The sequence below is a fragment of the Laceyella sediminis genome, from assembly GCF_003003125.1.
In the GTDB taxonomy this organism is placed as follows: domain Bacteria; phylum Bacillota; class Bacilli; order Thermoactinomycetales; family Thermoactinomycetaceae; genus Laceyella; species Laceyella tengchongensis.
In genome coordinates this window covers 172,830-198,113 of sequence record NZ_PVTZ01000002.1, presented here as the reverse complement: position 1 = coordinate 198,113, position 25,284 = coordinate 172,830, and the positions used below count along the sequence as shown (strand labels likewise).

The window sequence follows — 25,284 nt, the reverse complement described above, 5'->3', positions numbered from 1 at the left end:
TTGGCGATGTTAGGACTGGTTAAAGGGTTGGGCATCACCCTAAAAAATATGGCCAAACCCAAAGTCACCTACAAGTATCCGGATGAGCCGCTGGTCATGCCAGATCGCTTTCGCGGAATTCAGCATTTTGATCCTGAAAAATGCATTGTCTGCAACCAATGTGCGCGCATCTGCCCGACGGATTGCATCACGTTGACGGGCAAGAAGCATCCAGATCCGGAACAAAAGGGCAAAGTCATCGATACCTACGACATTAACTTTGAAATTTGCATCTTGTGCGATTTGTGTACAGAAGTGTGCCCGACGGAAGCGATCGTGATGACAAACAACTTCGAATTGGCGGTGTACAGCCGGGATGAGTTGTTTAAGGATTTAAACTGGCTCCACAACAACAACACTCACATCCGTTCGGAAAACAGCACCAATCTCATGCCGAAAGCAGGGGGAAAAGCAAAATGAGTTTTCAGTTTTCCGGCGAGTTCATCGCGTTTTTCATCCTGTCAGTCATGGCGATCTGCGGAGCCGTATTCATGATTAATGCTACCCGCGTCATTCACATGGCTTTGTCGCTGGCATTTACTTTTTTCAGTATTGCGGGGATCTACTTGTTGCTGGAAGCGGAATTTCTGGCGGTGATCCAGATTCTCATATACACGGGTGCGGTTTCGATTCTCATGTTGTTCGGCATCATGCTGACCAAGCATAAAGAGGAAGAGCAACCATCCATTAGCTCCTGGCATAGCATCATCAGTTTTTGCGCGACTGGGGCGTTGTTCGGTTTGCTCATTTGGGTTATTTACCGGTCTCCACTGGTTAGCCAAGCGCCCCAAAAGGCAGCGGCCACGGTGGGACAATTGGGGGGAAGTGTATTTAAACAATACGTCATCCCATTTGAATTGACATCGGTGCTACTGCTGGTGGCCTTGGTGGGGGCCGTGATCTTGGCCAAGAGGGAGGGGAAAAAATGACGCTCACACTTACTTCTTACTTGGCTTTGGCGGCGATCCTCTTCGTCATTGGCTTATATGGCGTGCTTACCAAGCGCAATGCCGTGCTGGTGCTGTTTTCGATCGAATTGATGCTCAACGCGGCGAACATCAATCTTGTCGCTTTTTCCAAATACGGATTGTTCCCGGGAGTGACCGGTCAAGTTTTTACTTTGTTCACGATCACGGTGGCGGCCGCGGAAGCCGCTGTCGGTATCGCCATTCTCATCGCATTGTACCGCAACCGCGAAACGGCTGAAGCGGATCGTTACAATTCGATGAAAGGCTGATCGTCCGAAATGCGCCGTTTTCACGGTCAGAATGCAAAATACGTTCTAATCAGAACAAAAGAAGGAAGGATTCAATATGGGCACAAATGTTGCTTTGCTGATTCCCCTCTTTCCTTTTCTCGCCTTTCTGTTTCTGCTCATGGGCAAGAAATGGGCGAAACCTGTCATTGCGGGAATGGGGATCGTGGCGACCGGGCTCTCCTTTCTGTTGACGCTGCCACTGGTGTGGAACAGCGCGATTGGAGGGCCACTGTTGGCATGGCAGTTCCCCTGGTTATCCATAGAAGACCAAATGGTCCAGTTGTCAGTGACGTTGGGACCTTTGCAAGTATTGATGTTGTTGATCGTGACCAGCGTCAGCTTATTGGTTCAGCTTTACTCCTACGGTTACATGCATGCTGATGCGCGGTTTCACGTGTTTTACGCCTATCTGTCCCTATTCACTTGTTCGATGCTTGGCTTAGTGATGTCGGCCAATCTGTTGCAGATTTATGTATTCTGGGAATTGGTTGGGGTCTGTTCTTTCTTGTTGGTCGGCTTTTGGTATACGAAACCGGAGGCCAAAAAGGCCGCCAAAAAGGCGTTCATTGTTACGCGGATCGGAGACATCGGCCTGTTTATCGCCATCTGTCTGATCTTCTGGCGCGTGGGCAGTTTTGAAGTGGATGCGCTGGCGAAGGCAGTGAGTAGCGGACAACTGAACGCAGGCTGGCTGTCATTGGTCGCCATTCTGATATTTGTCGGTGCTGTGGGCAAATCGGGCCAATTTCCACTCCATACCTGGTTGCCCGATGCGATGGAGGGCCCCACGCCGGTCAGCGCGCTGATCCACGCCGCGACGATGGTGGCCGCAGGCGTGTACTTGGTAGCCAATCTCTTTTTTCTGTTTGCGGCATCGGACTTAGCCATGGATGTAGTGGCTTATGTTGGCGGATTTACAGCACTGTTTGCCGCTACCATCGGGATTGCGCAAACCGATATCAAACGCGTGTTGGCTTACTCCACAGTGAGCCAATTGGGCTACATGATGCTCGCGCTCGGCTCGGCGGGTTATACAGCAGGCGTGTTTCATTTGACCACGCATGCATTCTTTAAAGCGCTGTTGTTCTTGGCGGCTGGGGCGGTCATCACCGCGTTCGACCATCAACAGGATCTCCGTCAGATGGGGGGATTGTGGAAAACGCATCGCTGGCTGGGTGTGTGGTTTTTGATTGGCTGTCTGTCGATTGCGGGGATTCCTCCGTTTGCCGGATTTTTCTCCAAAGATGAAATTCTGGCGGCCGTTTATCAGGCAGGGAGAATGGATTTGTTTGTTATCGGCTTGTTGGCGGCGTTCTTCACTGCATTTTACATGTTCCGCCTCTTTTTCCTCGCTTTCGCGGGTGAAAGTCGCGGCCAGGCTCAGACCAAAGCCGTGCCTACCGTGATGATGGCTCCACTCGCTGTGCTGGCGGTCATGGCGACGGCAAGTGGTTTGGCCAATCTGCCCGGACACTGGTTCGATCATTGGCTGGCGCCTGTGTCGGCTAAGACCGGAGCTCCGCTCTGGTTGCCGGTGGTGGCCATCTTGGTGTCTGTCTTGGGAATGGGCTTGGCGACGATGATGTACGGCGTGCGCAAATGGGATGCTACCAAGTGGGCAAAAGCCGTACCATGGCTCCATCAGCTGGTGTTGCGCAAATACTATGTGGATGAGTGCTACCAAGTGTTGGTTGTCTGGCCGCTCAAAGGGTTCGGTTGGGTGCTCAACGGCTGGGACCGGTTTGTGATCGGTGGTCTCGTCCACTTGAGCGGCTGGTTCATGTCGGCGTTCGGCGGCCTTGGTTCCCGGTTGCAGACAGGTCAGGCGCAAACATATGCCTTGATTAGCGTGATCGGACTTGTCCTATTATTCGTCGGCTTGACAGCGGGGAGGTTGTTCCAATGACCCAATGGTTAAACGCACTGCCGACACTCATCACTTTCGCGCCCTTGATCGGCCTCGCCGTCTTGCTTTTCTTGCCCCAAGATAAGACCCGCGCCCACCGCATGGTGGGGATTGCGGGAACCTTGCCGTCATTGGTGCTGGCGTTGGTGATGTTTGGGCGGTTTGACCCATTGAAGCAAGGGCTACAATGGGCGCAGTCGATACCGTGGTTTGACATTCCGCTGGGCTTGATCAATCGGCAAGCTCCGGCGACCAAGCTTGTGTTCAATTACAGCATGGGAGTGGATGGCCTGTCGATGCCGCTGGTGGTGCTGACCTGCCTTGTTGCCACATTGGCCGCCATTGCTTCTGTGTATGTGAAACAGCGTACCAAAGCTTATTACACGTTGTTGTTGCTGTTGCTTGTCGGGATGAACGGGGTTTTTCTGTCCGCCAACTTCTTCTTGTTCTTTATCTTCTTTGAAGTGACGTTGGTTGCGGCATTTTTCTTGATCGGTATTTGGGGATTCCTAGGGCGGGAGAAAGCAGCTAACCACTTCTTGCTCTACAACGGGCTGGGCTCTGGCTTTCTGCTGTTTGCCATGATCGGTTTGCTCTTGTTATCGGGTTCACTGGATTATGCAACCATTCAACAACAGGCGGGCGGGCTGGTCAAACAGGTCCATCTGTTGGAACCGCAACAGGTAAGCTTGGTTTGGTTGATTTTTATTTCGCTGATCGTGGCGTTCGCAATCAAGCTGCCGATGTTCCCTTTCCACTCCTGGATGTTGCGGGTGCATGTCGAGGCCCCCACTCCAGTGGTGATGATTCACTCTGGCGTATTGTTGAAAATGGGTGCCTACGGGCTGATTCGCTTTGGCGTCGGTTTCTTTCCTGGATTGATGGATAGGGCGGCGACGGTGCTGGCCGTATTGGGATTGGTTAATATCCTGTATGGAGCCATTCTGGCCTTTGTGGAGACGGAGCTGAAACGGGTGCTGGCTTATTCCAGCGTTAGCCACATGGGCATTATCCTGTTCGGCTTGGTTGCAATGAATGAGGCCGGCTTGAAGGGGGCAGTGTTCCAATCGGTGTCCCATGGGTTGATTTCGGCCTTGCTCTTCTTCATTGTCGGTAGCCTGTATGAACGGACCAAAACGACGGAGCTAAACGAACTCGGGGGCCTTGCCAAGCCGATGCCGATCCTGTCGGGTTTGCTTTTGTTCGGGGGGATGGCTTTGTTGGGGTTACCGGGATTGTCAGGATTCATCAGTGAATTCATGGCTTTCTTGGGATTGTTTCAAGAACGTCCGGTTGTGGCCGCGGTAGGGGCACTAGGGTTGGTGCTGGCGTCGGCGTATACGTTGCGCGCTTGCTTAAAAACCACTTTTGGGCCGCTCAAGGAGCGCTTTAGCGACATGGCCGACGTCAAAGGATGGGAAGTCGGCTCCCTGTTTACACTGGTGTTTTTAATCGTAGTCATCGGAGTTTATCCGGCCGTGCTGGCTTATCCGATGGAACAGACACTGGAAGTTATTTTAGCGGGAATAGGAGGGTAGAGGCGTGGAACAAATATTGCTCGATTTTGATCTGAGGGTGATGGCGCCCGAGTTGGTGATTGTCTCTGCCGCCGCCCTCCTTTCCATCATTGATTTGTTGCTGAAGGAATCGCGTTCGCGCAAAGTGATCGGCTGGTTTGGCTTAGCGGCGGTCGTGCTGGCTGGCGTGTTCGTGGCGATGGCGTTCGGGCATGAGCCATATCAGATTTTGGCTGATACTTATCGCATTGATTCATTTAGCTTGATGTTCAAAGCGATTTTGCTGGCCGGAACTGCCGGGGTCTTTCTGTTTTCCCTGGCGTCGGGGAAGGAAGAGTGGAAGTCGCGGGAAGGCGAATACTACTATTTGCTCCTTACTGCCTTGCTTGGGGCGATGGTGATGGTTTCCTCCGCTGATTTGATCACGTTGTTTGTAGGATTGGAACTCCTGAGCCTTTCCTCCTACATCTTGGTGGGCATCCGCAAAGAGCGGGGGGAAGCCAATGAAGCGGCTTGGAAATACGTGGTTCTCGGGGGAGTTTCCAGCGCGTTCATCCTGTATGGGATGTCGTTTGCCTACGGCCTTGCAGGTAGCACGAACCTGTTTGAAATCAGCCGGCGTTTCGCCGAAGGGATGGGCGGTTCAGGGCACTTGTTTATTTACTTGTCCCTCTTCTTGATGATGGTGGGATTTGGTTTTAAGGTTGCCTTTGTTCCATTTCATATGTGGGCGCCCGATGTGTACCAAGGGGCATCCACGCCAATAGCCGCCTTTTTGGCCATCGTGTCCAAAACCGCTGCATTCGCTTTTATCATCCGGGTGCTCCTTGTAGCTTACAGCCCGTTGATGTCCGACGCGAGCTGGATGGAAGTGGTCTCGTGGATGTTGATGATCGTCGCTGCTTTGTCCATGATTTTGGGTAACACGATCGCTTTGAGGCAGACCAATGCCAAACGGTTAATGGCCTATTCCAGCATTGCCCAAGCCGGATACCTCGTTGTACCGTTTGCCACGATTGGCTTGGTGCCGTTTGACCTGTTCCCTAGTATGCTGTTCTATTTGGTCGCGTATCTGTTTATGACCTTTGGGGCATTTGTAGTGATCGAATTCGTTACCAAAGACCGGGGGCATGGAGGCATTAGCGCGTTTGCAGGATTGTCCCGCCGTTCGCCGTGGTTGGCGGCAGCCATGACCCTGTTTCTGATTTCTTTGGCGGGGCTACCGTTGACCGCTGGGTTTTTTGGAAAGTTTTATTTGATTACCAGCACGCTGTTTAACAATCAGGAATGGTTGGCAGCGGTGATGATCTTGACGACCATTGTGTCGTACTACTATTACTTTGGTATTGTACGCCAAATGTATTTTCTCCCTCCCTACTCCGATCAAAAAGTGCCGGTGCCGTGGTTGGCTACGATCGCCATCCTGTTGGGAGTGGGTGGGACGATCGGCTTGGGTTTGTTCCCCGAACCGCTCTTGACGTTTATCGGTGAATTGGATTGGACTTCGGTGTTGTCCATTGCCTCCAGTGGCGCACCCCAGTGACGGTGCGGCCGCAAAAGAAACCCCCCGTTTGCCAAAAGCGAGCGGGGGGTTTAATGTTGATGACTTGTAATAAAAAATTCTTTGCTATTCAAGGCGTTTTTTTGTACCATGATACCATGTGCAGAACCTGCGATTGGGGGTGTGCATAAAATGAATGGAGTAGGGCAACTGGCGATGGAATCATTGGTGAACATCCTCATCTCCCTCGGTAGCATCGTGTTTTGCTGGTGGATTCTGACGGGAGTCCGTTGGGATGTCCTCATTCGCCCCAACCGGGTGATGCAGGCCAGACTGTTGCTTTCAGTTGTTTCGATTGTGCTGGGGCACGGTTTGGCATCGTTTGTGATCGACTATCTCGGATGGTCACGGTTGGTGGGCACCCTGTTGCGATAAAAGCGGAAGGTATAATCTTTGCCACGAATGCGAAAAATGGAAATAATGCCAATTCGTGGGAGAGGTTGAAAATGAAAAATTTGCGCCGAATCGAATGGGGCTTGCTCATTGTGCTATCGCTGCTGTTGCAAGGGGCCCAGATGCAACCGATCGAACCAGAACAGCGGTTGCTAGCGGCTTTGCACACCCTGAACGTTCAACCAGAAGTTTTCACGCTGCACCATGGGGGACGCTTGCGTCAAGCCATACAAGCACAGCAGTTGGAAGACTGGGTACAACGTTTATCGCATGGGCTGGGTACGGGGAACGTGCACAAGACCGTCGGCCGAGATGGGGTAAAATACACGGCTGTCGATCAACGCTATGGAAATACAGTAATCAAATTCATTGTAATTCATGATAGACTTGGAGATAAATATGTTACCCCATACGTGTCACTTCAATTGATGGGACGAGGGGTTCCGACGCAATCCTTTCAAGCACTGAAGAGACGTTGTACAAGACTGTTGCAATCATATGGAATTATTGCCGATTATCATTTTTCGATCCGAGGCAGAACATTGCATGTGACGACCGGGCTAGCGCAATATGCGCAAAAGGTGCTGACTCTGTTGGGAGCGAGGGAAGTGGAAGGGATGCGGACAGACCGCACTGTGAGCCTTTCCGCACGCTCCCCCGTGTTGCCCGCGGGTATTGAAACGGGCCGCGGCTCGATGAACCTGCAAGTGGCCGCACGGATGGATTCGGAAAGGCCCGCGGTTGTCCTGACAATCGGAACGCCCATCATAACCATAGAATACTAGAATAATGGGGGGAAGAGTTTTGGAAAAGATCATTGTTCAAGGTGGAGCGCGCTTAAAAGGTAGAGTGAAGGTGCATGGGGCGAAAAACGCGGTGCTTCCGCTGATCGCCGCATCTTTGCTGGCTTCACGTGGGGATATCACCATTTTGGACGTCCCGATGCTGGAGGACGTGAAGACGATCACCCAAATGATGAAGTGCTTGGGTGTGAAAGTCGAATTGAAAGAAGATCAAGTCACCATCAACGCGGAGAAGGTAGCCTCCACAGAAGCGCCTTATGAATTGATGCGCAAAATGAGAGCTTCGGTGTTGGTGATGGGTCCCTTGTTGGCACGGAAGAAGCATGCCCGCATCCCTCTGCCTGGCGGCTGTGCCATCGGTAGCCGGCCGATCGACCTGCATTTAAAAGGGTTTGAGGCGATGGGTGTGCAGTTTGAAACGGGACATGGCTACATCGAAGGGCGTGTTACCGACCGGTTGAGAGGTGCGACGATCTACCTTGATTTCCCGAGCGTGGGAGCGACGCAAAACATCATGATGGCGGCCGCTTTGGCGGAAGGTCGCACAGTGATTGAGAATGCAGCGTGCGAACCGGAGATCGTTGATTTGGCCAACTTCCTCAATGCGATGGGCGCTAAGGTGCGCGGCGCCGGAACGGACGAAATTCGCATTGATGGGGTTGACTTCTTGCGCGGAACGGAATACACGGTCATTCCTGACCGGATCGAAGCGGGCACCTACATGGTGGCGGCGGCGATTACGCGCGGGGAAGTGTTTGTGGAAGGAGCCATCTCCGACCACTTGGTGCCACTGATCGCCAAGTTGCGTGAAATGGGCGTGCATGTGCTGGATGGGGAGAATGGCATTCATGTCCGCGCGGAAGGAAAATTGAAGCCAGTAGATGTGAAGACGTTGCCATACCCCGGATTCCCAACAGACATTCAGTCACAGATGATGGCTCTCTTATTGACTGCGGACGGCAATAGCCTGTTGACGGAAACGGTGTTCGAAAACCGGTTTATGCATGTGGAAGAATTTAAACGGATGAATGCCCGGATCAAAATTGACGGCCGCACGGCAATCATTGAAGGAGGTCACCCCTTGTCAGGTGCCCAAGTGAAAGCGACCGACTTGCGCGCGGGAGCTTCACTGATCTTGGCTGGCTTGGTGGCGGAAGGGACGACCGAATTGACCGAGCTGCACCATGTTGACCGTGGCTATGTCGATATTGTAGGCAAACTGCGTGCGCTGGGTGCAAATATCACTCGCGTGAATGTAGTGGAAGAGGAAGAAAGTCCAGTGCATCAAAAAACATTTGCATAAGATAAGCCAGCACAAGCGGTATCCTTTGGGATGCCGCTTGTTTTGTTTCCCGTGGAAGCTGGCGTTTCTACTGGATGGTTGCTTGTGTCCGCTTCTTTTTCGATTGTTTTCTGTTATCTCGTTCTAAAGAGCCGTTTTTGTTTCATAGATTGGTAGCGTAGTCTTGTTGGAGCGGGGGATCAAGAAACGCATCTTTCATTGCTGCAGGCTCGCGGCAAGAGATCACGGGAGAAAGGATGACGGTTATGGGTTCAAGAGGGATACTCATCGGCATAGCAGGATTGTTGCTCGTGATCATGGGAATTCCCGCACTGCTGGTGTCATGGGTGGGAGCGGATACAGCAGATGCGGGGGACAAGCTGGGGAAGGAAGGGGCGGATCTGACGGGACAAAGCTCGCTTCAGGTTCGTGTTTATTTAAGCAAAGAGAAACGGGTGATTCAGCTACCTTTGGAATCGTATATTGAAGGGGTGGTAGCGGCCGAAATGCCGGCACAATTCCATTCGGAAGCTTTAAAAGCCCAAGCATTGGCGGCACGCACCTACATCGTGGGCCGATTGATGAAAGGGCAAGTGCTGGACGCCAAAGAATGGGGTGAAAAAGCCAGTGGAGCCCATGTGACAGATACGGTACAGCACCAAGCGTATGCGACAGACGCCGTGTTCCGCAAAAAATGGGGCTACAACTATCCCAACAATAAACGGAGAGTGGCCGAAGCGGTACATGCCACAGCGGGGCAGATTATCACCTACGGCGGCAAGCCGATCTACGCGGCCTTTTTCTCCACCAGCAACGGCCGCACGGAGAACTCGGAAGATTATTTCAAGGAGAAGTACCCCTATTTGCGCAGTGTGGACTCTCCCTGGGATCAATTGTCGCCCAAGTATATCAGCCGTATCAGCATGAAGCCGGACGTGTTTTTAAGCAAGTTGGAACATGCGACCGGCAAACGGTTGGCTGTTGCCACATTGCAACCCACAAGCAACCAGTCGTTTGCCGTCCTCAGCCGGACGCAAGGTGCGCGGATTGAGCGGGTACGGATTGGCGGGGAAGTGTTTAAAGGCAGAGAAGTGCGAGAAGCATTAAACCTGCCTTCGTCTGACTTCCAATTGCAGATGAAGGATGGTCAAGTCATCATCACCACAAAAGGTTACGGGCACGGCGTAGGGATGAGCCAGTGGGGTGCCAACCTGATGGCCGCGCAGGGCAAGTCGGTGGATGAGATCATCAAGCATTACTACCAAGGGGTGGAAATCAACCGCCTGCGCTTGGACTGAGCATCGCCAAGCGCAGGCGGTTGCTGCTCTGGTCGATCAAGTGATGTAACAGATTTCGGCGTTTGGAAAAGAAGCTTTCAACCAGGCAGGGATTTTTTCTTTTATTTCGCGCATGGGTTCATCGGGATACACATATTTCACTCGTCCGTATCGTCCCCATTTCTTTTTGCGTTCTTCCTCGTTCATCGCCAGCTTTGTTTTGGGATATCGCTCTTCGATGATGCGTTTGGCGGTCGCGGTGTAGCGGTGGGTAATCAATTCAAAAGTTAAGTCCGGCAGGTCAGGAGGCAGGGCTTCTGCCAACCGGCGGATCAGGGAGGCATATTGTTCCTCCCAACCGTCGAAGATCATGATCGGTGCGATAATAAAACCGAGTGGATAACCGGCTGCAGCTACTTTCTTAGCCGCTTCGATGCGGTCGGAAAGCGGCGAGGTGGCCGGTTCCATTTGGTTGATCACATAATCGGCATTTACGCTGAAGCGAAACCGGGTATGGCCGCGGTGATCCGCATCTAACAGGGAGTCGACGTGAGCGAATTTGGTAACGAAGCGCAGTCGGCCCAAAGGTTGGGTAGCCATAAATTCAATGGCTTTTTTCAGTGATCCGGTCAAATGCTCAATCCCCACCGGATCAGAGGTGCAGGCCGCTTCAAAGCGGGTGATCTCCGGTGCCCGTTCGTCGATGTATTTTTGCGCCTGGGCGAAAATCTCGTCCAAATTGACGTAGACCCGGATATATGGGCGATTGCCAAGGGTGGTTTGCAGATAACAATAATGGCAATGGCCCATGCATCCGGTAGCCAGGGGGATTGCGTACTCCGCAGACGGCTTGGAGGGTTCAAACTTCAGCGTTTTGCGGATACCAACAACCAAGGTGCGTTTGGCGATGCGGTATTTTTCCAACTCGGTTGATCCGGGAAGGTCGGTGATGCGATTGTGGGACGGGGTGATTTTGACAGGGGTGCCGAGTGCGCTGAACTTCTCATGCAATTCCTGTCCCAACGGGTATTTGAGCGCGTCGGGTTCAAAGTATACGAGATCTGGCATGAAAGGTTTCATGATACCATTCCTTTCTTCTTTCGTCTAAAAGCGGGTCCGGTGCGCGAAGATGAATCGCATGCGCGTCCGACGTCCATGAATTGACGAAACATTTACCAACTTGGGTATAAAAAGGAAATAAACCGTCGAGAATGGTACCTGAGGTGATACAAGCATGAGACCTGAGGAACCAAATAAAACAGTGACATCTCTTGAACAAGTCCAAAAACGGTTGAAGTGGAAAAAACTTTTTGCGAAGAAGTGGTTTTTCCCAGCGATTTATCTAGTGACGGCAGCACTGATTCTAACCATTGCTTGGTTGTACCAAGAACATGGGAGCCGCGTGACGGAGACGAACAAGCCGATCCCCGCCTCCTTGCCTAAAGAAAAAATGCCGGCCAACCCGACCGATGATGATATGGTGTTGCCCACGGCCAAAAATTCAGGCGCTGTCAAAACCATGGATTTTTATGATGAAGCCAAATCCAAAAAAGACCGGGAAGCGGCTTTGGTAGATTACGCCAATGCTTTCTGGCCCCATGCTGGAATCGACTTTGCTCGCAAAGATGGAAAAAGCTTTGAAGTAGTAGCGGCGCTGGAAGGAAAAGTCATCCGCGTCGAAGAACATCCCGTGTTGGGCCATCAAATAGAAATTAAACATGAAAGCGGCATTTCCACTGTTTATCAAAGTTTGGACGACATTCGGGTCAAACAAGGGCAAATGGTGAAAAAGGGCCAAGTGATCGGCAAGGCCGGACGCAACTTGTTTGAAAAAGAAGCTGGCGTTCACTTGCACTTTGAGGTTCGCGGACGCGACCAACAGGCAGTCAATCCGGCCCAATATTTGCCGCAAACGAAACAATAATCCAAGACAGGCACTCTTCTTGATGGAGAGTGCCTTTTTACGCGTTGTGGGCAATTCCATTTGTCCATGACAGGATTATGCGCGGCTTCGCGATCTTGTCATAGTTTATCCAAAAAAAAAGCTTGTTTATTCTTGTCCAGGCTTGTTTGCAAAGAATAACCGAACGTGCCTTCCAATATAATGTAGCAAATCATGACGAAAGGGGGCGCGGGGCGGGTGCATGATTATATAAAGGAGCGTACCATTAAAATCGGTAATTATTTTGTGGAAACGCGAAACACAGTAAGGACGATCGCCAAAGAGTTCGGCGTGTCAAAAAGCACAGTCCATAAAGATTTAACGGAGCGCTTGCCTGAGATCAATCCTGAATTGGCCAACCAGGTGAAAGAGATACTGGAATACCATAAGTCGATCAGACACATAAGAGGAGGGGAAGCGACAAAAATTAAGTACAAGCGGCGATCGCAACCAGAATGCCAAGAAGTTTCAATGAAAGTTTAAATTTTATTCGGGTTGTGGCACCGGTAGCATGACATAATATCCTTTGTATAAGTGATACACACCCCGTTTACACCCTTCTTCCGGTGCTATTTTTTGTAAACGAAACAGACCCGCGTCTATACGGTGTAAGTATAGACTTATGTTCATAGTTACGATATATTCAATTATGAATAGTGACAGACATAACTAAAGCCTTTTATATTGGACGAGCTTTTTTTTCAAACAAATTGGAGAAGTAAGCCTTTGGAGAGGAATGCAGATGAGTTACCCAGATAAAAACCAAGACAACAACAAGCGGGATCAAGTTCATCCCGCACAGCAGGAAGAGGCAAAAAGCTCGTTGACCGAAGCAACTCAGCAGCCAGAACCCAAAGAGCAAGAAAGCCCAAAACTCACCAAAAGCGCCAAAAAAGACACCTTGCCAGTGGGGATGCTGAAGTGGAGCAAAGAAGATGAATTGGTGCAAGACACCCATCTTAATTTGGATAAGAGCGGTGCCGTCGACAGAGAACAAGACCTTCAGAGTCCGGACAATAAACAATCATCGGTTCTTCCGCTTGCTCAAAAATCTGTTGCCGCTGGGCAAGAAGGCCAATCTGCATTGGACGAACCGGTTCAGGCCGACCAATCCCCGGCCCCCAATCAAGCTGAACGCAACCTTTCTCTAGAAGACACACTGACTCCCATCGATTTTAAAGAATACTCCTTGACTCCGGTTGACGAAGCCGATAAAGAGCCAGAGATTCAGTATAAACAACCCGCCTATACCGTTGATTTCTCCGAAGACATTGCCAAGGCCGATGAATCCGGCCAAGAGGCAGCTTCCAAATCGACGGAGCATGTTTCAAAAGAGGAGAAACGTGGGAAATATACAGAAGAGGTTAAGGGACAGGATGAGGCCGATGCGCGTCCGGCTTGGAAGAAAGTTGTAAAAATCGCTTGGTTGCCTGTTTCGTTGCTGGCGGCCTTGATTATCGGGTTGATTGTGGGTCACGCAGTGATCGGCAAACAACCGGCTGGCGACGTTTTTGATATGGGTATGTGGCAGCATATCTACGACTTGATCTTTAAAACGTAACCCGTTTGCAAGTGTAGGGCGGGGATTTTGCATTTATCTGATGGCGTGAGGAGGGACCCCGAATTGAATTTGCCCAATTTATTAACCTTGGCGCGGTTTTTTTTGATACCGCTGTATTTGGCCGTGTACTTCTCCGATATGGCTGGGCGCATGTATTGGGCACTTGGGATCATCCTTCTCGCAGGTTTGACGGATGTGGTGGACGGTTACTTGGCTCGCAAGACGCAACAAATCACCCAGCTGGGGATCATGTTGGACCCTCTTGCGGATAAGCTGATGATGCTGGCGGTCTTTTTGTCCTTGCTCATCTCAGGCAAAATCAGCCTGGGTGAGGCCGCAGCCATATTCTTGCGGGATGTGGCGATGATCGTCTACTCGGCGATCTTTCACCTTCAAGGAAAAAAGACATTGCCAGCGAATTTTTTCGGCAAACTGACGACGGTGCTGTTTTATCTTGCTTTATTTATGCTCATGCTGGATTATACCCAAGCGCATGTCTTCCTCTGGTCTGTTATTATCTTGTCCTATATCACGTCATTAATCTATCTGTTCCAATTGCGGGTGGTACCTCGCGAATGAGTGCGGAAAGAATCGGTAAAAATAGACCGATTCTTTTTTTATTAATTGAGATTTTGTATGATTAACATTTAGGGGGTGCGCAGATGACAGTACGCAACATCATTCGAACCATTATTGTGGAAACCCCGTCCAAACCGGGGAATCTTGGGAAAGTGGCAACTGCTATCGGAATGGCTGACGGGGATATCGGGGACATTACCACCATTAAAGTCGGCCCCTTGTCCACTGTCCGGGACATTACCGTTCATTGTGAGAGCAAAGAGCAATTAGATGCAGTGATTCAATCGATTCAATCATTGGAAAACGGAATCTACGTCCATGCCGTGTCTGATGACGTACTCCGTGCCCATGAAGGCGGAAAAATCCAGATGAAAAGCCGGATGGATATTCGTTCGCTCGCTGATTTGCGTCGCGTGTATACGCCGGGAGTGGCGGATGTGTGCCGTGTGATTCAGGATGATCCGGATAAGGCCCGTTATTATACAAGCATCGGCAACACGGTGGCCATCGTCACCGATGGAACCGCGATCTTGGGCTTGGGGAATATTGGTTCATTGGCTGGCATGCCGGTCATGGAAGGAAAAGCGGCTTTGTTTGACCGATTTGCGGGCATCAGCGGGATTCCGATCCTGTTAAATACCAGCGATCCGGATGAAGTGGTAAACACCATTAAAAAAATCTATCAAGGATTCGGCGGGATTCTGCTGGAAGACATCGGCTCGCCGCATTGCTTTGAAATTGAAGAGCGGCTCAAAGAGGAGTTGCCGATTCCTGTCATGCATGATGACCAACATGGTACGGCGGTGGTGACATTGGCTGCGGTGATCTCTGCTTGCCGCTCAACGGGCGTTGACTTGAAAGATGCCGTCGTGGGACAGATCGGCTTGGGTGCAGCTGGGCTGGCGATTTGCCGGATGTTCATGGCCTACGGTGTCAAAGAGATGTGCGGTGTTGACCGGCAAGAGGCGGCGCTAGAGCGGTTGCGTCGTTACGGTGGCACAGCGCTTCAATCCATCGAGGAGCTGATGGAGCATTGTGACATCATTATTGCCACGACAGGGGTGCCGGGCTTGATCAAGCCGGAGATGGTTCGCAAGGGGCAAGTGATTCTGGCCCTGTCCAACCCGAAACCGGAAATCACACCAGCAGAAGCGGTCAAAGCTGGAGCCGCGTTTGCAGCAGATGGGCGTTCCGTCAACAACGTGTTGGGCTTCCCGGGTATTTTCCGCGGAGTGCTAAATGCCGGAGCAAAAGAAATTACCCACTCCATGTTGGTGGCCGCTGCGCAGGCGATCGCTGATTGCACCGCATCTGGAGAATTGGTTCCCCATCCGCTTGATCCCAAGGTGCATGTGGAAGTGGCCCGTGCCGTGGAGCGAGTGGCCGAGCGGGAGATGGAGATGGAACCTGTCCTGTAAATCTTTCTTGGGCAATCGTGCATGGAATCATTGTGAATGTGCAGCCGTTGCGGGGGACAAGCCCTGTTGCGGCTGTTTTACATATATGAGCGGGAAACACCGCCAGCAATCTGGCAGTGGCTAGGGATTGTCATGAATCCGTCCTGATTTCGTTCTCATGTCAACATAGTTTTTTACCATACGTTTCGCTATAATGAGGACAAATGGTCACCGGAATCGTTTTGAAATGAAGGGAGAAGCAAACCATGAAATGTGATGTGAAACAGATTCAAGAAATTATTCCTCACCGTTACCCATTCTTGTTGGTGGATCGCATCGTGGAGTGGGAGCCGGGCAAGCACGCGGTGGGAATCAAAAACGTGACTGTGAACGAACCTTTTTTCCAAGGACATTTCCCGGATTACCCAGTCATGCCGGGTGTGTTGATCATCGAAGCCCTGGCGCAGGTAGGTGCGGTCATCGTGCTGGGCTTAGAGGAAAACAAAGGGAAATTGGCCTTTTTTGCGGGCATTGACAAAGTCCGTTTCCGCGAGCAAGTGAAGCCGGGCGACACGCTCACTCTTGAAGTGGAAATGATCCGCTTAAGAGGTAGCATGGGCAAAGGCAAAGGCATTGCGCGCGTGGGAGACAAAGTAGTGGCGGAAGGGGAATTGATGTTCGCCATCTCATAAGCGAATACATAGCGGCGGAAGGTCCCCATGAGCGGGACCTTCCGCCTCGTGTTACCTACCAACTCCATAGGTGCAGCATGCGCCACAGAAAATAAAGCACTCCCCATACGGGCAAGCTGATCAACAACCCGTTAAAAATGCCCAACATGGAATTATAAGCGTCACTGGCCATTTTTTGTCTTCTCATAAAAGATCTCTCCTGAATGGTGGATGTCTTTATTATCGACCGTTTTCGTGCAATCTATCTGCGTTGTTTGGCAGGAAAAAAATCCTACCCACGCTGCAAAGGATGTGATCACGATGGGCACCCGCGTACTGGTGGTTTCCCACATGTATCCAAATCAAGTTAATCCAATGGCTGGCATTTTTGTGCACAATCAAACAAAGGCGTTGAAACAGGCGGGAATGGATGTGCGTGTTGTTGTGCCGATCCCGCACTTTCCGCTTTACCGCAAATGGCGAGGTTATCGCCAATTGCCCGCGCGCACGGAGTTGGACGGCATTCCCGTCTACTATGTCCCGACACGGATGTTTCCGGGTGGGTTTTTCTTTTCCCAATACGGTAACCTATATGTAAATGCGTTGCGGAAGGTTTTGCCATCCATTTATGAAGAGTTTCCGTTTGAGTTGATCCATTGCCACACCATTTATCCCGATGGTTATGCGGGAAGTCTGCTGAAACAAGCGTTTGGCGTGCCGGTGGTAAGCACTGTTCACGGATCGGACGTGATGCTTTATCCCAAACGGAGCCGGCGCGTCTATGAGCGGACCGAGCAGGCGCTACGTGGCAATGATTTTGTCATTACGGTGAGTGAACGGGCGCGGCAAGAAGTGATCCAGATGGTTCCGGATGCGAAGGTGGCCACTATCTACAACGGATTTGACCCCAGCCGATTCCAGCCGATGGAGAAAAGCGCTGCGCGAAAAACATTGGATTTGCCGTTGTCTGGAAAGCAGGTGTTGTTTGTCGGCAACCTGTATCAGGTGAAAGGGATTCCTTATCTGTTGGAGGCGTTTAGAACGATTGCCGCTGAATGTGAAGAAGTGAGCTTGAATCTGATCGGTGAAGGGCCACTTCGCGCAGAATTGGAACGACAAGTGGAGCAGTTGGGATTGCAGGGACGCGTCACCTTTTTAGGCCGAAAGCCGTACGAGGAGATTCCGGTTTGGATCAACAGTGCGGATGTGGTGGCGTTGACCAGCTTGAGTGAAGGCTTGCCTTCGATTCTGTTAGAAACGATGGGATGCGGGCGGGCGATGGTCGCCACCGATGTCGGCGGCATCCGGGAAATCCTGCAAGACGGGCGCACAGGGTTGTTGGCCCAGTCTCAAGATGTGGACAGCATCACTCGCGCACTGCGCAAAATTCTCATTGAAGATGAATCGTTCATAGACACCATGGGCAAACAAGCATTAGAGGCGTCACGGAAATTAACTTGGGAACAGAACGCAGAGAACACCAAAGCGGTGTATGCGCGTGTGTTGGAAGAGAAACAGAGCTAGGGTGTGTCAATCCCTGAGACTGCGTTGCCAAGCGGGAGAACGTAAAACTTTATGACTTTTTAGATGCGGGGATACCCAAAAAATTTCAACTATGTTACAGTTGGTGATAGGTTTGTAATGTTCCTGTAACATACCTATGTGAATTAAATAAAACATTAATTGTAACAAGATGTTTGATAGATGAACTTGAATAGAAATGAGGGAGATTTGTGATACGCTTTGGAATTGTGGGCTGCGGCCATATCGCCAAGAAGCACGTTGCCGCGATTGACGCGGTGGAAGACGCTCAATTGGTAGCGATTTGCGACACCAATGAAGAGCGCTTGAAGGAGTTTGCCCGGGAAGGGGTGACCGCTTATACCGACCTCGCCGACATGCTGAAATCGGATGTCGACGTGGTGGCGATTTGCACGCCGAGCGGCCTTCACGCCAAACTGACCTTGCAAGTGGCGGAGGCCAAAAAGCATGTCATCGTCGAGAAGCCGATGGCTTTGACTTTGGAAGACGCGGACGCCATGATCGAGGCCTGCGAGAAAAACGGAGTCAAGATGGCTGTGGTGCATCCGAACCGTTTTCGCCCCGCTGTGGTGGAACTCCGCCGGCAATTGGACAGCGGAGCCTTTGGCAAAATCGGACACGCTAACGCAACGGTGCGTTGGAACCGAAACCAGGCATACTATGACCAAGCGCCATGGCGCGGTACCAAAGCGATGGATGGCGGCGTCCTGATGAACCAAGCGATTCACAATATGGACCTCTTGTTGTGGATGATGGGTGAAGTGGATGAGGTTTCCTCTTACGCCGCAACGCGGATTCGCGATATTGAGGCTGAAGACACATCCGTGTCCGTGATCCGCTTTAAAAACGGGGCGTTGGGCGTGTTGGAAGCGGCCGTTACCATTTACCCTAAAAACTTGGAAGAGTCGTTATCGATCTTCGGCGAACGCGGAACGGCCATCATCGGGGGGCCAACGGCAAACTGGATTAAGCATTGGTCGTTCGCGGACCTGAATGAAGAAGAAGCGGAACAAGTCAAACAACGTGTGGAACAAGATCCATTTGGCATCCCAGGTCATCAATGCATCATTCAGGACATGTGTGATGCCATCCGTGAAGACCGCGCGCCGATTGTGGACGGGGAAGCCGGGCGGCAAGCGCTCAGCCTCGTTATCGCGTGCCAAGAGGCCGCCGAGTCTGGCAAGCCGGTTAAAATGGACGACCTGAAGAAACGCGGTTAAACTCACAACACTTACGAAACAAGGAGCATGATGATCATGAAAAAGATTCCTCTGTTGGACCTTAAAGCGCAAATGGCACCGATTCGCGAAGAGCTCTTGCAAGCGGTGGCCAAGGTGTTGGATAACGGGCAGTACATCATGGGGCCGGAAGTGAAGGCGTTTGAAGAAGAAGTGGCCCGTTATGTAGGAGTGAAACATGCGATCGGCGTGGCTAACGGAACGGATGCCCTGTTGTTGGCGCTGGATGCGGCGGGTGTGGGTGCTGGTGATGAAGTCATCACGACGCCATTCACCTTCTTTGCCACTGCGGAAGTTGTTTCCCAGCTGGGTGCGACCCCGGTATTCGTGGATATCGATGAGAAAACATACAACATCGATGTCAAACAAATCGAAGCGAAAATCACTGACAAGACGAAGGCGATCATTCCGGTGCACATCTTCGGTCAGCCGGCCAACATGGATGAGATCATGGCACTGGCTGAAGCGCACAACCTGTTCGTGCTGGAAGACTCGGCGCAAGCCTTGGGTTCGGAATACAAAGGACGCAAAATCGGAACGCTGGGCCATGCAGCTACTTATTCCTTCTTCCCAACCAAAAACCTGGGCGGCTACGGAGATGGTGGCATGGTTGTGACCAATGACGATGAACTGGCCCAAAAAATTCGCATCTTGCGCGTACATGGTAGCAACCCCAAATACTATCACAGCATGATCGGCTACAACAGCCGTTTGGATGAGATGCAAGCAGCCATGTTGCGCATCAAACTGCGCCACCTCGATGATTGGAACAACGGACGGCGTGAGCGCGCGGCCCTGTACAATGAGCTGCTGAAAGACACTCCGCTCATCACCCCATTTGCGGCTGAAGATCGTAAGCACATCTACCACCTGTACATCGTGCAAGCGGATGACCGTGATCAGTTGATGGCTTATCTGAAAGAAAAAGGCATCTCCACCGGCGTTTACTATCCGGTACCGCTTCATCAACAAGATGTGTATAAGCCATTGGGATATGAGAAAGGCAGCCTGCCAGTGTCCGAATACATGTCCAACCGCACGTTCGCTTTGCCGTTGTACGCGGAGTTGGAGACGGAAACCATTCATATGATCGTTGATACCATTAAGGAATACTATGCAAACAACTAATGGGCAAAGGATGGAATGGATCGTGAGCGGAAAAACATTACTTACCAAAATCCAAGATAAAACGGCAGTCATCGGTGTAGTGGGCCTGGGTTATGTCGGCTTGCCGCTGGCCGTTGAAAAAGCGAAAGCGGGTTACAAAGTGATCGGCTTTGACATATTGCCGAACCGCGTAGAACAAGTGAACCAAGGGATCAACTACATTGGCGACGTCGTTGACGAAGAGCTGAAAGAAATTGTGAACAACGGTCAGCTCAAAGCGACCACCGATTACTCCTTGATTGCGGAAGTGGACGCGGTAGCCATCTGCGTGCCGACTCCGCTGGATAAATACCAACAACCCAACGTCTCTTATGTGGAATCTTCCGCGAAGAGCATCGCCAAATACCTGCATCCAAACATGCTGGTCGTGCTGGAGAGCACAACCTATCCGGGCACGACGGAAGAGATCGTGCAACCGATCTTGGAAGAGACAGGCCTGAAGGTGGGTCAGGATTTCTTCCTCGCGTACTCTCCAGAACGCGTTGACCCGGGCAACAAAGTGTTCAACACCAAAAACACCCCCAAAGTGGTGGGCGGGGTTACGCCGGAGTGTACCAAAGTGGCGGCCGCACTGTACCGCTCGGTGCTGGAAGGCGAAGTACATGTCGTGTCGAGCCCCAAAGTGGCGGAAATGGAAAAAATCCTGGAAAACACGTTCCGCAACATCAACATTGGATTGGCGAACGAAATGGCTATCTTGTGCAACAAAATGGGCATCGACATCTGGGAAGTGATCGACGCTGCCAAAACCAAACCTTACGGCTTTATGGCGTTTTACCCGGGCCCTGGTTTGGGTGGGCACTGCATCCCGATCGACCCATTCTATCTCACCTGGAAAGCGCGTGAATACAACTATCACACCCGCTTGATCGAAGTGGCTGGGGAGATCAACAACGAGATGCCCGACTTTGTTGTCGACCGCATCATGAAAATCCTCAACCGTTATGGCAAAGCATTGAACGGAGCCAAAGTAGCGGTGTTGGGCGTCGCTTACAAGAAAGACATCGATGATTACCGCGAATCGCCAGTGATGGAAATTGTAAAACTGCTGGAAAAATACAATGCTGATTTCGTCACGGTCGACCCGCATATCAAAAACTTCCGTGTGGACGGCAAAGAGTACGAAACGGTGCCATTGACCGATGAACTGCTCACTTCCGCAGACATTGTGCTGATCACCACCGACCACACAGCATTTGACTACGAAGCGATCGCAAGCAAAGCCAAAGTGATCTTCGACACCCGTAATGCGATGAAAGGTGTACAAAAAATCGAAGCGGATTACGAAAAACTATAAAGGCGGGTTTTTCATGAAAAATGTGGTGCATGAATCTGTGCGGATGGGGACAAACGTCTCCATCGGCTACTTTTCTGTTATTGAAGAAGGCGTAGTTTTAGGCGATAACGTGACGATTGGCAATAATGTGACCATTCATGCAGGAACTGTTATCGGATCGGACGTATTTATTTCAGATAACTGTGTATTGGGACGTTGGCCGAGACCAGCCAAATCTTCCACAGTGAAAGTGGATGCCTCCTTGGCGCCGCTGACCATCGGGGACGGGACGACGATCGGGGCTAACACGGTGCTGTACCGCGGTAGCACGTTTGGTCGGGAAGTGATGATTGGCGACCAAGCATCGGTGCGTGAGAAATGCACCATCGGTGACTGCGTGGTAATCGGCCGGGGCGTGGCGGTGGAGAATCAAGTTGAGATCGGTTCGTTCACCAAAATTCAAACCAACGCATATATCACGGCATACACCACGCTGGAAGAGCGGGTGTTCATCGCGCCGACTGTGACCACCACCAATGACAACTTCATGGGGCGCACCAAAGAGCGCTTCAAGTTTGTCCGGGGTCCGTTGGTCAAGCGCGGGGCGCGCGTGGGCGGCGGTTCGATCTTGTTGCCGGGGGTTACCGTCGCTGAAGAAAGTTTCATTGCGGCCGGAGCGCTGGTTAACAAAGACACGGAACCGAAAAAGCTGTACGTTGGCGTACCTGCCCGCGTGCTGCGTGATGTTCCGGATCGTGAACTGTTGGAAAATCAAGAGTAACACCGGTTAGAAGGTGTATGACGATGAAACAGCTCATTAAACGACTCTTCTCAGACTCTGCCGCGTTTGCTGTTGCAACGATGGGGAACAAGCTGGTTTCGGCCATGCTTGTCCCCTTTTATATCAAATATTTGACGAACGGACAGTTTGCTGATTGGGGCCAAACCAATACATTTACGCTGATCCTAACCTATTTGTGTGTGCTAGGGACGGATACGGCGATGGCCTTTTACTATTTTGACGCCAAGTCGGTGCAAGAGCGCAGAACGTATTTGTTCAACGCCATTGCTTTCAGTGTGACCATGTGTTTGATTTTTACGGCTTTCGCCTATTTTTTTGGTGCACCGTTAGCTGAAGTGGTATATGATCATAGTGGCGATTATACCTATTTATTGGCCGTGGCGTTTTTGGCGACGGTTGGCGCAATCATCATTCAACATTTGCTTGGTTACGCTCGCTATGCCGGTCGCGTATGGTTGTTCAATATTTTTAGCATGGCCTATGTGATTGGTTCCAATTTGCTGAGTCTTTATTTTGTGATCGTCCAAAAGGACGGTGTTATGGGGATTTTTTACGGACAGCTCGTCGGGCAGACGGCTGTGGCCGTGTTGCTTCTCATTATATTCCGCAAAGAGCTAGTATTAAAATTCTCCCGAAAGCACTTATCCGATCTGATCAAATACGGTGCCCCACTTTTGCCCACATTGATGGCATTCTGGGCGATGAGTTCCATTTCCAGACCCATGTTGTACCATATGTCTTCGATAAATGATGCAGCGATCTATGAAGCCATGATGCGGCTCGCAAGCATCATTGTGCTGGTGACATCGCCATTTCAATTGGCTTGGCGTCCTTTTTCGATGTCGATCAAAGACAGAGAAGATGCGCCTCAGCTGTATGGTTTGGTCGGCAGAGGGCTCTTGGTAGTGGGAACATTGGCCGTCATGTTGCTCGCTTTTGTCATGGAACCGATTTATCAATTGTTCACCACCGGAAAGCCGGGACTTGGCAGTGGTTACCTCTATGTTTGGGCGCTGTCGTTGGGTACACTATTCAATGTGTTGCATACTGTTTTTGGTGTGGGGCTGTTGATTAAGAAAAAGACCAAAATCATCTCGCGGGGATTCATGATCGCGGCGGTGGTCTATGTGGTCGGCTGTTTGCTTTTGATCCCCCTGTTCCGGATTTGGGGAGCGGTCAGCATGACCGTCGTAGCATATCTGATTGTGATCATCTATGTCTACACACAAAACCAGAAAGAATATCCGGTTGATTTCCGTTTCCGCGCGATGTTAATATATTTGACGATTTTCTTGGCCGCCATGATTGGTGTGACTTGGGTGCAGAGCAATGAGTTGCCGAACGCGTGGGCGTATTATTTGATCGCGCTTGGCGTCACGGTGGCCGCGGTCTTTGCGACGGGATTATTTTCGGTTCGTTCATTCCGACAGATCGGCCGTTTATTGCCGAAATTGGGTGGGAAAGGGTGAAAAAAAGTGAGTGAAATGTTGATTCCGAGGCAAAAGCGATTAGACACCCTGTTTTATTTGATGATTGCTTTTGCGCTCTTGGGACCAACGCTGGGGATTCCTTTGACTGAAGGATTTAATTTAACATTCTTCCGCATCGCATATGTACTGCTCGCCGGTGGGATTATCTTGCGGCTGGTGACGCAGAAGAATCTGGAAACATCTTATATGTATCCCGTCCGCTATTATGCGGCGTTTTTCGCCTTCTGGTTTATGTACGGGCTCCTCTCCCTGTCTTGGGTGATGAGCATGGGGGCAGCGCTAAAGTATTTGTTCTACATGGCGTTTATGTTGCCGCTCACGCTGTCGTTTCCTTTTTTCCTGCAATCGGAAGAAAAGCTGTGGAAAGCGAAGCGGGTGTTGTTTTGGGTGTTTGCGGCGATTATTTTTTACGCCGTGTTTGAGTCGATTACGTTGATTCATTTGCCTCCCTCAGCTTTCTTTAAAACAACGTCTGCATCGGTTACGTCGGTGTTTACCAATCAAAATGACTTGGCTACCTGCATCACACTGGGCTTGCCGTTTTTGACAACAGCTTTGTTTATGCTTGATCTGCAGAAAAAGCATAAATGGTTTATCTATATTACCGGTGTGTTGACGATCTATATATTGATCGCTACGGGTTCGCGCAGTAACACCGCGTTTGCTTTGCCGCTCGCTTCTTTGATGTTGATTATTGGACTGCCGTTTGCAGTTGAAAGGGAGAAGCTGACTAAGAAAAATATCGCCAAAGCTGTGGCCGCTATTGTGGCGGCGGTCATCTTGGCCAATGGCTTGAGCGCGATTTTCTTGTCAGAAGAAGCACGAAATGCGGCAAAAACGAAGCTGTCCAGCACACTTGGATTTTTGCAGGATATTAAGAACAGCGCTTGGCACGTGGAAGATGGAGATACGGGCATTGAAAAAATGGAGACGGGTGAAAGCGCGGGGGTTCGTAAATGGCTGTTGATCAACGGCTTTAAATTCTTGCAACAAAGCCATTACATGGGCATCGGAGCGGGCAATGTGGAGCCGTGGATGGCTAAATACGGCGTCAAGGTGAACAAAGTCAACCTGCACAACTGGTGGGGCGAGGTGTTGGTTAACTTTGGCGTGTTGATCTTTGTGCTCTATATGTCCCTCTATTTTTGGATGTTGTGGCGCTTGTGGAAGCTTGCCAACCGCAAGCATTCGCCATCGTTAAGCCCGATGTTGCGCTGGGCCGCGTATTCCACGATGGCCGCATTGACCGGATATTTCTTCGGTGGGATGGCGCCGAGTTCTGCCATTCATTTTACTCCGATGTGGATCACCTATGGGTTGGGACTGGCTGTGATCGCGCTCGGGGAAGCGAAGAAAGCAGAAAGAAAAGAATCCGTTTAGATCAGGCAGGAATTGGTAAAAGGTGCCTTTCTTCACAGAGAGGCACCTTTTTTGCATGATTGGGAAAGACTCGATAAATACTACATTTTATTGACATCCCGTTTGGCTGAAAGTGACGAACTGAGGAAAAGATCATTGAGAACATATCCATTTGCAACGTTTTTTTGTACTATGTAATTTAGAGAAAAGAGATGGTTGATTCG

At 50.9% G+C, this 25,284-nt stretch carries 25 protein-coding genes; 23 read left to right on the top strand and 2 right to left on the bottom strand.

Features of this window, described 5'->3' with window-relative positions; all coding sequences use genetic code 11:
- Positions 1 to 6 precede the first annotated feature (6 nt).
- The 10 genes from nuoI to spoIID all read left to right on the top strand — a co-directional run bounded on the left by nuoI (position 7) and on the right by spoIID (position 10,057).
- Positions 7 to 459 (top strand): NADH-quinone oxidoreductase subunit NuoI, encoded by a 453-nt coding sequence (gene nuoI / locus CLV36_RS03745; RefSeq protein ID WP_022737395.1) that lies wholly within the window; start codon positions 7 to 9, stop codon positions 457 to 459.
- Positions 456 to 968: an NADH-quinone oxidoreductase subunit J gene (locus tag CLV36_RS03740; RefSeq protein WP_102993638.1), complete on the top strand. Its 513-nt coding sequence runs from the start codon at positions 456 to 458 to the stop codon at positions 966 to 968. The genes nuoI and CLV36_RS03740 overlap by 4 nt, the downstream gene beginning before the upstream one ends.
- Positions 965 to 1,276, top strand: a complete 312-nt coding sequence (gene nuoK, locus CLV36_RS03735) for an NADH-quinone oxidoreductase subunit NuoK (protein WP_102993637.1) — start codon at positions 965 to 967, stop codon at positions 1,274 to 1,276. Before CLV36_RS03740 ends, nuoK begins: the two co-directional genes overlap by 4 nt.
- 76 nt (positions 1,277 to 1,352) lie before the next feature.
- Entirely contained in the window at positions 1,353 to 3,203 is a 1,851-nt protein-coding gene (gene nuoL, locus CLV36_RS03730; RefSeq protein WP_106341795.1) for an NADH-quinone oxidoreductase subunit L, read from the top strand.
- Positions 3,200 to 4,741: a complex I subunit 4 family protein gene (locus tag CLV36_RS03725; RefSeq protein WP_106341794.1), complete on the top strand. Its 1,542-nt coding sequence runs from the start codon at positions 3,200 to 3,202 to the stop codon at positions 4,739 to 4,741. The genes nuoL and CLV36_RS03725 overlap by 4 nt, the downstream gene beginning before the upstream one ends.
- Before the next feature lie 4 nt (positions 4,742 to 4,745).
- On the top strand, positions 4,746 to 6,263 hold the full coding sequence (locus tag CLV36_RS03720) for an NADH-quinone oxidoreductase subunit N (protein ID WP_022737400.1): 1,518 nt from the start codon (positions 4,746 to 4,748) through the stop codon (positions 6,261 to 6,263).
- Between the two features lie 150 nt (positions 6,264 to 6,413).
- On the top strand, positions 6,414 to 6,656 hold the full coding sequence (locus CLV36_RS03715) for a DUF1146 family protein (protein WP_022737401.1): 243 nt from the start codon (positions 6,414 to 6,416) through the stop codon (positions 6,654 to 6,656).
- A gap of 71 nt (positions 6,657 to 6,727) precedes the next feature.
- On the top strand, positions 6,728 to 7,459 hold the full coding sequence (locus tag CLV36_RS03710; protein ID WP_022737402.1) for a YwmB family TATA-box binding protein: 732 nt from the start codon (positions 6,728 to 6,730) through the stop codon (positions 7,457 to 7,459).
- A 19-nt stretch (positions 7,460 to 7,478) separates the two neighbouring features.
- On the top strand, positions 7,479 to 8,780 hold the full coding sequence (gene murA, locus CLV36_RS03705) for a UDP-N-acetylglucosamine 1-carboxyvinyltransferase (protein WP_022737403.1): 1,302 nt from the start codon (positions 7,479 to 7,481) through the stop codon (positions 8,778 to 8,780).
- Between the two features lie 245 nt (positions 8,781 to 9,025).
- Entirely contained in the window at positions 9,026 to 10,057 is a 1,032-nt protein-coding gene (gene spoIID / locus CLV36_RS03700) for a stage II sporulation protein D (protein WP_022737404.1), read from the top strand.
- Between the two features lie 36 nt (positions 10,058 to 10,093).
- Here spoIID and splB read toward each other — a convergent pair whose 3' ends face one another.
- Positions 10,094 to 11,116, bottom strand: a complete 1,023-nt coding sequence (gene splB / locus CLV36_RS03695; RefSeq protein ID WP_022737405.1) for a spore photoproduct lyase — start codon at positions 11,114 to 11,116, stop codon at positions 10,094 to 10,096.
- 154 nt (positions 11,117 to 11,270) lie between these two features.
- Here splB and CLV36_RS03690 point away from each other — a divergent pair, with 154 nt between their 5' ends.
- From CLV36_RS03690 to fabZ, 6 genes are all read left to right on the top strand, one after another.
- A complete protein-coding gene (locus CLV36_RS03690) occupies positions 11,271 to 11,960 on the top strand; it encodes a M23 family metallopeptidase (RefSeq protein ID WP_022737406.1) in 690 nt (229 codons plus the stop codon).
- A 216-nt stretch (positions 11,961 to 12,176) separates the two neighbouring features.
- Positions 12,177 to 12,461, top strand: a complete 285-nt coding sequence (gene spoIIID / locus CLV36_RS03685; RefSeq protein WP_022737407.1) for a sporulation transcriptional regulator SpoIIID — start codon at positions 12,177 to 12,179, stop codon at positions 12,459 to 12,461.
- A gap of 259 nt (positions 12,462 to 12,720) precedes the next feature.
- Positions 12,721 to 13,539, top strand: coding sequence for a DNA-directed RNA polymerase subunit beta (locus tag CLV36_RS03680; protein ID WP_022737408.1), 819 nt, complete (start codon positions 12,721 to 12,723; stop codon positions 13,537 to 13,539).
- A 63-nt stretch (positions 13,540 to 13,602) separates the two neighbouring features.
- A complete protein-coding gene (locus tag CLV36_RS03675; RefSeq protein WP_022737409.1) occupies positions 13,603 to 14,118 on the top strand; it encodes a CDP-alcohol phosphatidyltransferase family protein in 516 nt (171 codons plus the stop codon).
- 83 nt (positions 14,119 to 14,201) lie between these two features.
- Positions 14,202 to 15,536: an NAD-dependent malic enzyme gene (locus CLV36_RS03670; protein WP_022737410.1), complete on the top strand. Its 1,335-nt coding sequence runs from the start codon at positions 14,202 to 14,204 to the stop codon at positions 15,534 to 15,536.
- Positions 15,537 to 15,781: 245 nt separating this feature from the next.
- Positions 15,782 to 16,207, top strand: coding sequence for a 3-hydroxyacyl-ACP dehydratase FabZ (gene fabZ / locus CLV36_RS03665; protein ID WP_029071973.1), 426 nt, complete (start codon positions 15,782 to 15,784; stop codon positions 16,205 to 16,207).
- Between the two features lie 55 nt (positions 16,208 to 16,262).
- Here fabZ and CLV36_RS17800 read toward each other — a convergent pair whose 3' ends face one another.
- A complete protein-coding gene (locus CLV36_RS17800; protein ID WP_022737411.1) occupies positions 16,263 to 16,394 on the bottom strand; it encodes a hypothetical protein in 132 nt (43 codons plus the stop codon).
- Between the two features lie 113 nt (positions 16,395 to 16,507).
- Between CLV36_RS17800 and CLV36_RS03660 the strand changes: the two genes are divergently transcribed.
- From CLV36_RS03660 to CLV36_RS03630, 7 genes are all read left to right on the top strand, one after another.
- Complete coding sequence (locus tag CLV36_RS03660; protein ID WP_022737412.1) at positions 16,508 to 17,710, top strand: glycosyltransferase family 4 protein; 1,203 nt, start codon at positions 16,508 to 16,510, stop codon at positions 17,708 to 17,710.
- Positions 17,711 to 17,919: 209 nt separating this feature from the next.
- On the top strand, positions 17,920 to 18,948 hold the full coding sequence (locus CLV36_RS03655; RefSeq protein WP_022737413.1) for a Gfo/Idh/MocA family protein: 1,029 nt from the start codon (positions 17,920 to 17,922) through the stop codon (positions 18,946 to 18,948).
- Between the two features lie 36 nt (positions 18,949 to 18,984).
- A complete protein-coding gene (locus CLV36_RS03650; RefSeq protein ID WP_106341792.1) occupies positions 18,985 to 20,094 on the top strand; it encodes a DegT/DnrJ/EryC1/StrS family aminotransferase in 1,110 nt (369 codons plus the stop codon).
- Positions 20,095 to 20,104: 10 nt separating this feature from the next.
- Positions 20,105 to 21,430: a nucleotide sugar dehydrogenase gene (locus tag CLV36_RS03645; RefSeq protein ID WP_181352813.1), complete on the top strand. Its 1,326-nt coding sequence runs from the start codon at positions 20,105 to 20,107 to the stop codon at positions 21,428 to 21,430.
- 13 nt (positions 21,431 to 21,443) lie between these two features.
- Positions 21,444 to 22,190 (top strand): acyltransferase, encoded by a 747-nt coding sequence (locus CLV36_RS03640; protein ID WP_022737416.1) that lies wholly within the window; start codon positions 21,444 to 21,446, stop codon positions 22,188 to 22,190.
- 23 nt (positions 22,191 to 22,213) lie between these two features.
- On the top strand, positions 22,214 to 23,680 hold the full coding sequence (locus CLV36_RS03635; RefSeq protein WP_022737417.1) for a lipopolysaccharide biosynthesis protein: 1,467 nt from the start codon (positions 22,214 to 22,216) through the stop codon (positions 23,678 to 23,680).
- A gap of 6 nt (positions 23,681 to 23,686) precedes the next feature.
- Positions 23,687 to 25,081 (top strand): O-antigen ligase family protein, encoded by a 1,395-nt coding sequence (locus CLV36_RS03630; protein WP_022737418.1) that lies wholly within the window; start codon positions 23,687 to 23,689, stop codon positions 25,079 to 25,081.
- Positions 25,082 to 25,284: the final 203 nt, after the last annotated feature.

Coding starts and splice junctions, on each gene's coding strand:
- nuoI (WP_022737395.1), top strand. CDS start 7: ATGTTAGGACTGGTTAAAGGGTTGGGCATCACCCTAAAAAATATGGCC.
- CLV36_RS03740 (WP_102993638.1), top strand. CDS start 456: ATGAGTTTTCAGTTTTCCGGCGAGTTCATCGCGTTTTTCATCCTGTCA.
- nuoK (WP_102993637.1), top strand. CDS start 965: ATGACGCTCACACTTACTTCTTACTTGGCTTTGGCGGCGATCCTCTTC.
- nuoL (WP_106341795.1), top strand. CDS start 1,353: ATGGGCACAAATGTTGCTTTGCTGATTCCCCTCTTTCCTTTTCTCGCC.
- CLV36_RS03725 (WP_106341794.1), top strand. CDS start 3,200: ATGACCCAATGGTTAAACGCACTGCCGACACTCATCACTTTCGCGCCC.
- CLV36_RS03715 (WP_022737401.1), top strand. CDS start 6,414: ATGAATGGAGTAGGGCAACTGGCGATGGAATCATTGGTGAACATCCTC.
- CLV36_RS03710 (WP_022737402.1), top strand. CDS start 6,728: ATGAAAAATTTGCGCCGAATCGAATGGGGCTTGCTCATTGTGCTATCG.
- spoIID (WP_022737404.1), top strand. CDS start 9,026: ATGGGTTCAAGAGGGATACTCATCGGCATAGCAGGATTGTTGCTCGTG.
- splB (WP_022737405.1), bottom strand. CDS start 11,116: ATGAAACCTTTCATGCCAGATCTCGTATACTTTGAACCCGACGCGCTC.
- CLV36_RS03690 (WP_022737406.1), top strand. CDS start 11,271: ATGAGACCTGAGGAACCAAATAAAACAGTGACATCTCTTGAACAAGTC.
- CLV36_RS03680 (WP_022737408.1), top strand. CDS start 12,721: ATGAGTTACCCAGATAAAAACCAAGACAACAACAAGCGGGATCAAGTT.
- CLV36_RS03670 (WP_022737410.1), top strand. CDS start 14,202: ATGACAGTACGCAACATCATTCGAACCATTATTGTGGAAACCCCGTCC.
- fabZ (WP_029071973.1), top strand. CDS start 15,782: ATGAAATGTGATGTGAAACAGATTCAAGAAATTATTCCTCACCGTTAC.
- CLV36_RS17800 (WP_022737411.1), bottom strand. CDS start 16,394: ATGAGAAGACAAAAAATGGCCAGTGACGCTTATAATTCCATGTTGGGC.
- CLV36_RS03660 (WP_022737412.1), top strand. CDS start 16,508: ATGGGCACCCGCGTACTGGTGGTTTCCCACATGTATCCAAATCAAGTT.
- CLV36_RS03650 (WP_106341792.1), top strand. CDS start 18,985: ATGAAAAAGATTCCTCTGTTGGACCTTAAAGCGCAAATGGCACCGATT.
- CLV36_RS03645 (WP_181352813.1), top strand. CDS start 20,105: ATGGAATGGATCGTGAGCGGAAAAACATTACTTACCAAAATCCAAGAT.
- CLV36_RS03640 (WP_022737416.1), top strand. CDS start 21,444: ATGAAAAATGTGGTGCATGAATCTGTGCGGATGGGGACAAACGTCTCC.
- CLV36_RS03635 (WP_022737417.1), top strand. CDS start 22,214: ATGAAACAGCTCATTAAACGACTCTTCTCAGACTCTGCCGCGTTTGCT.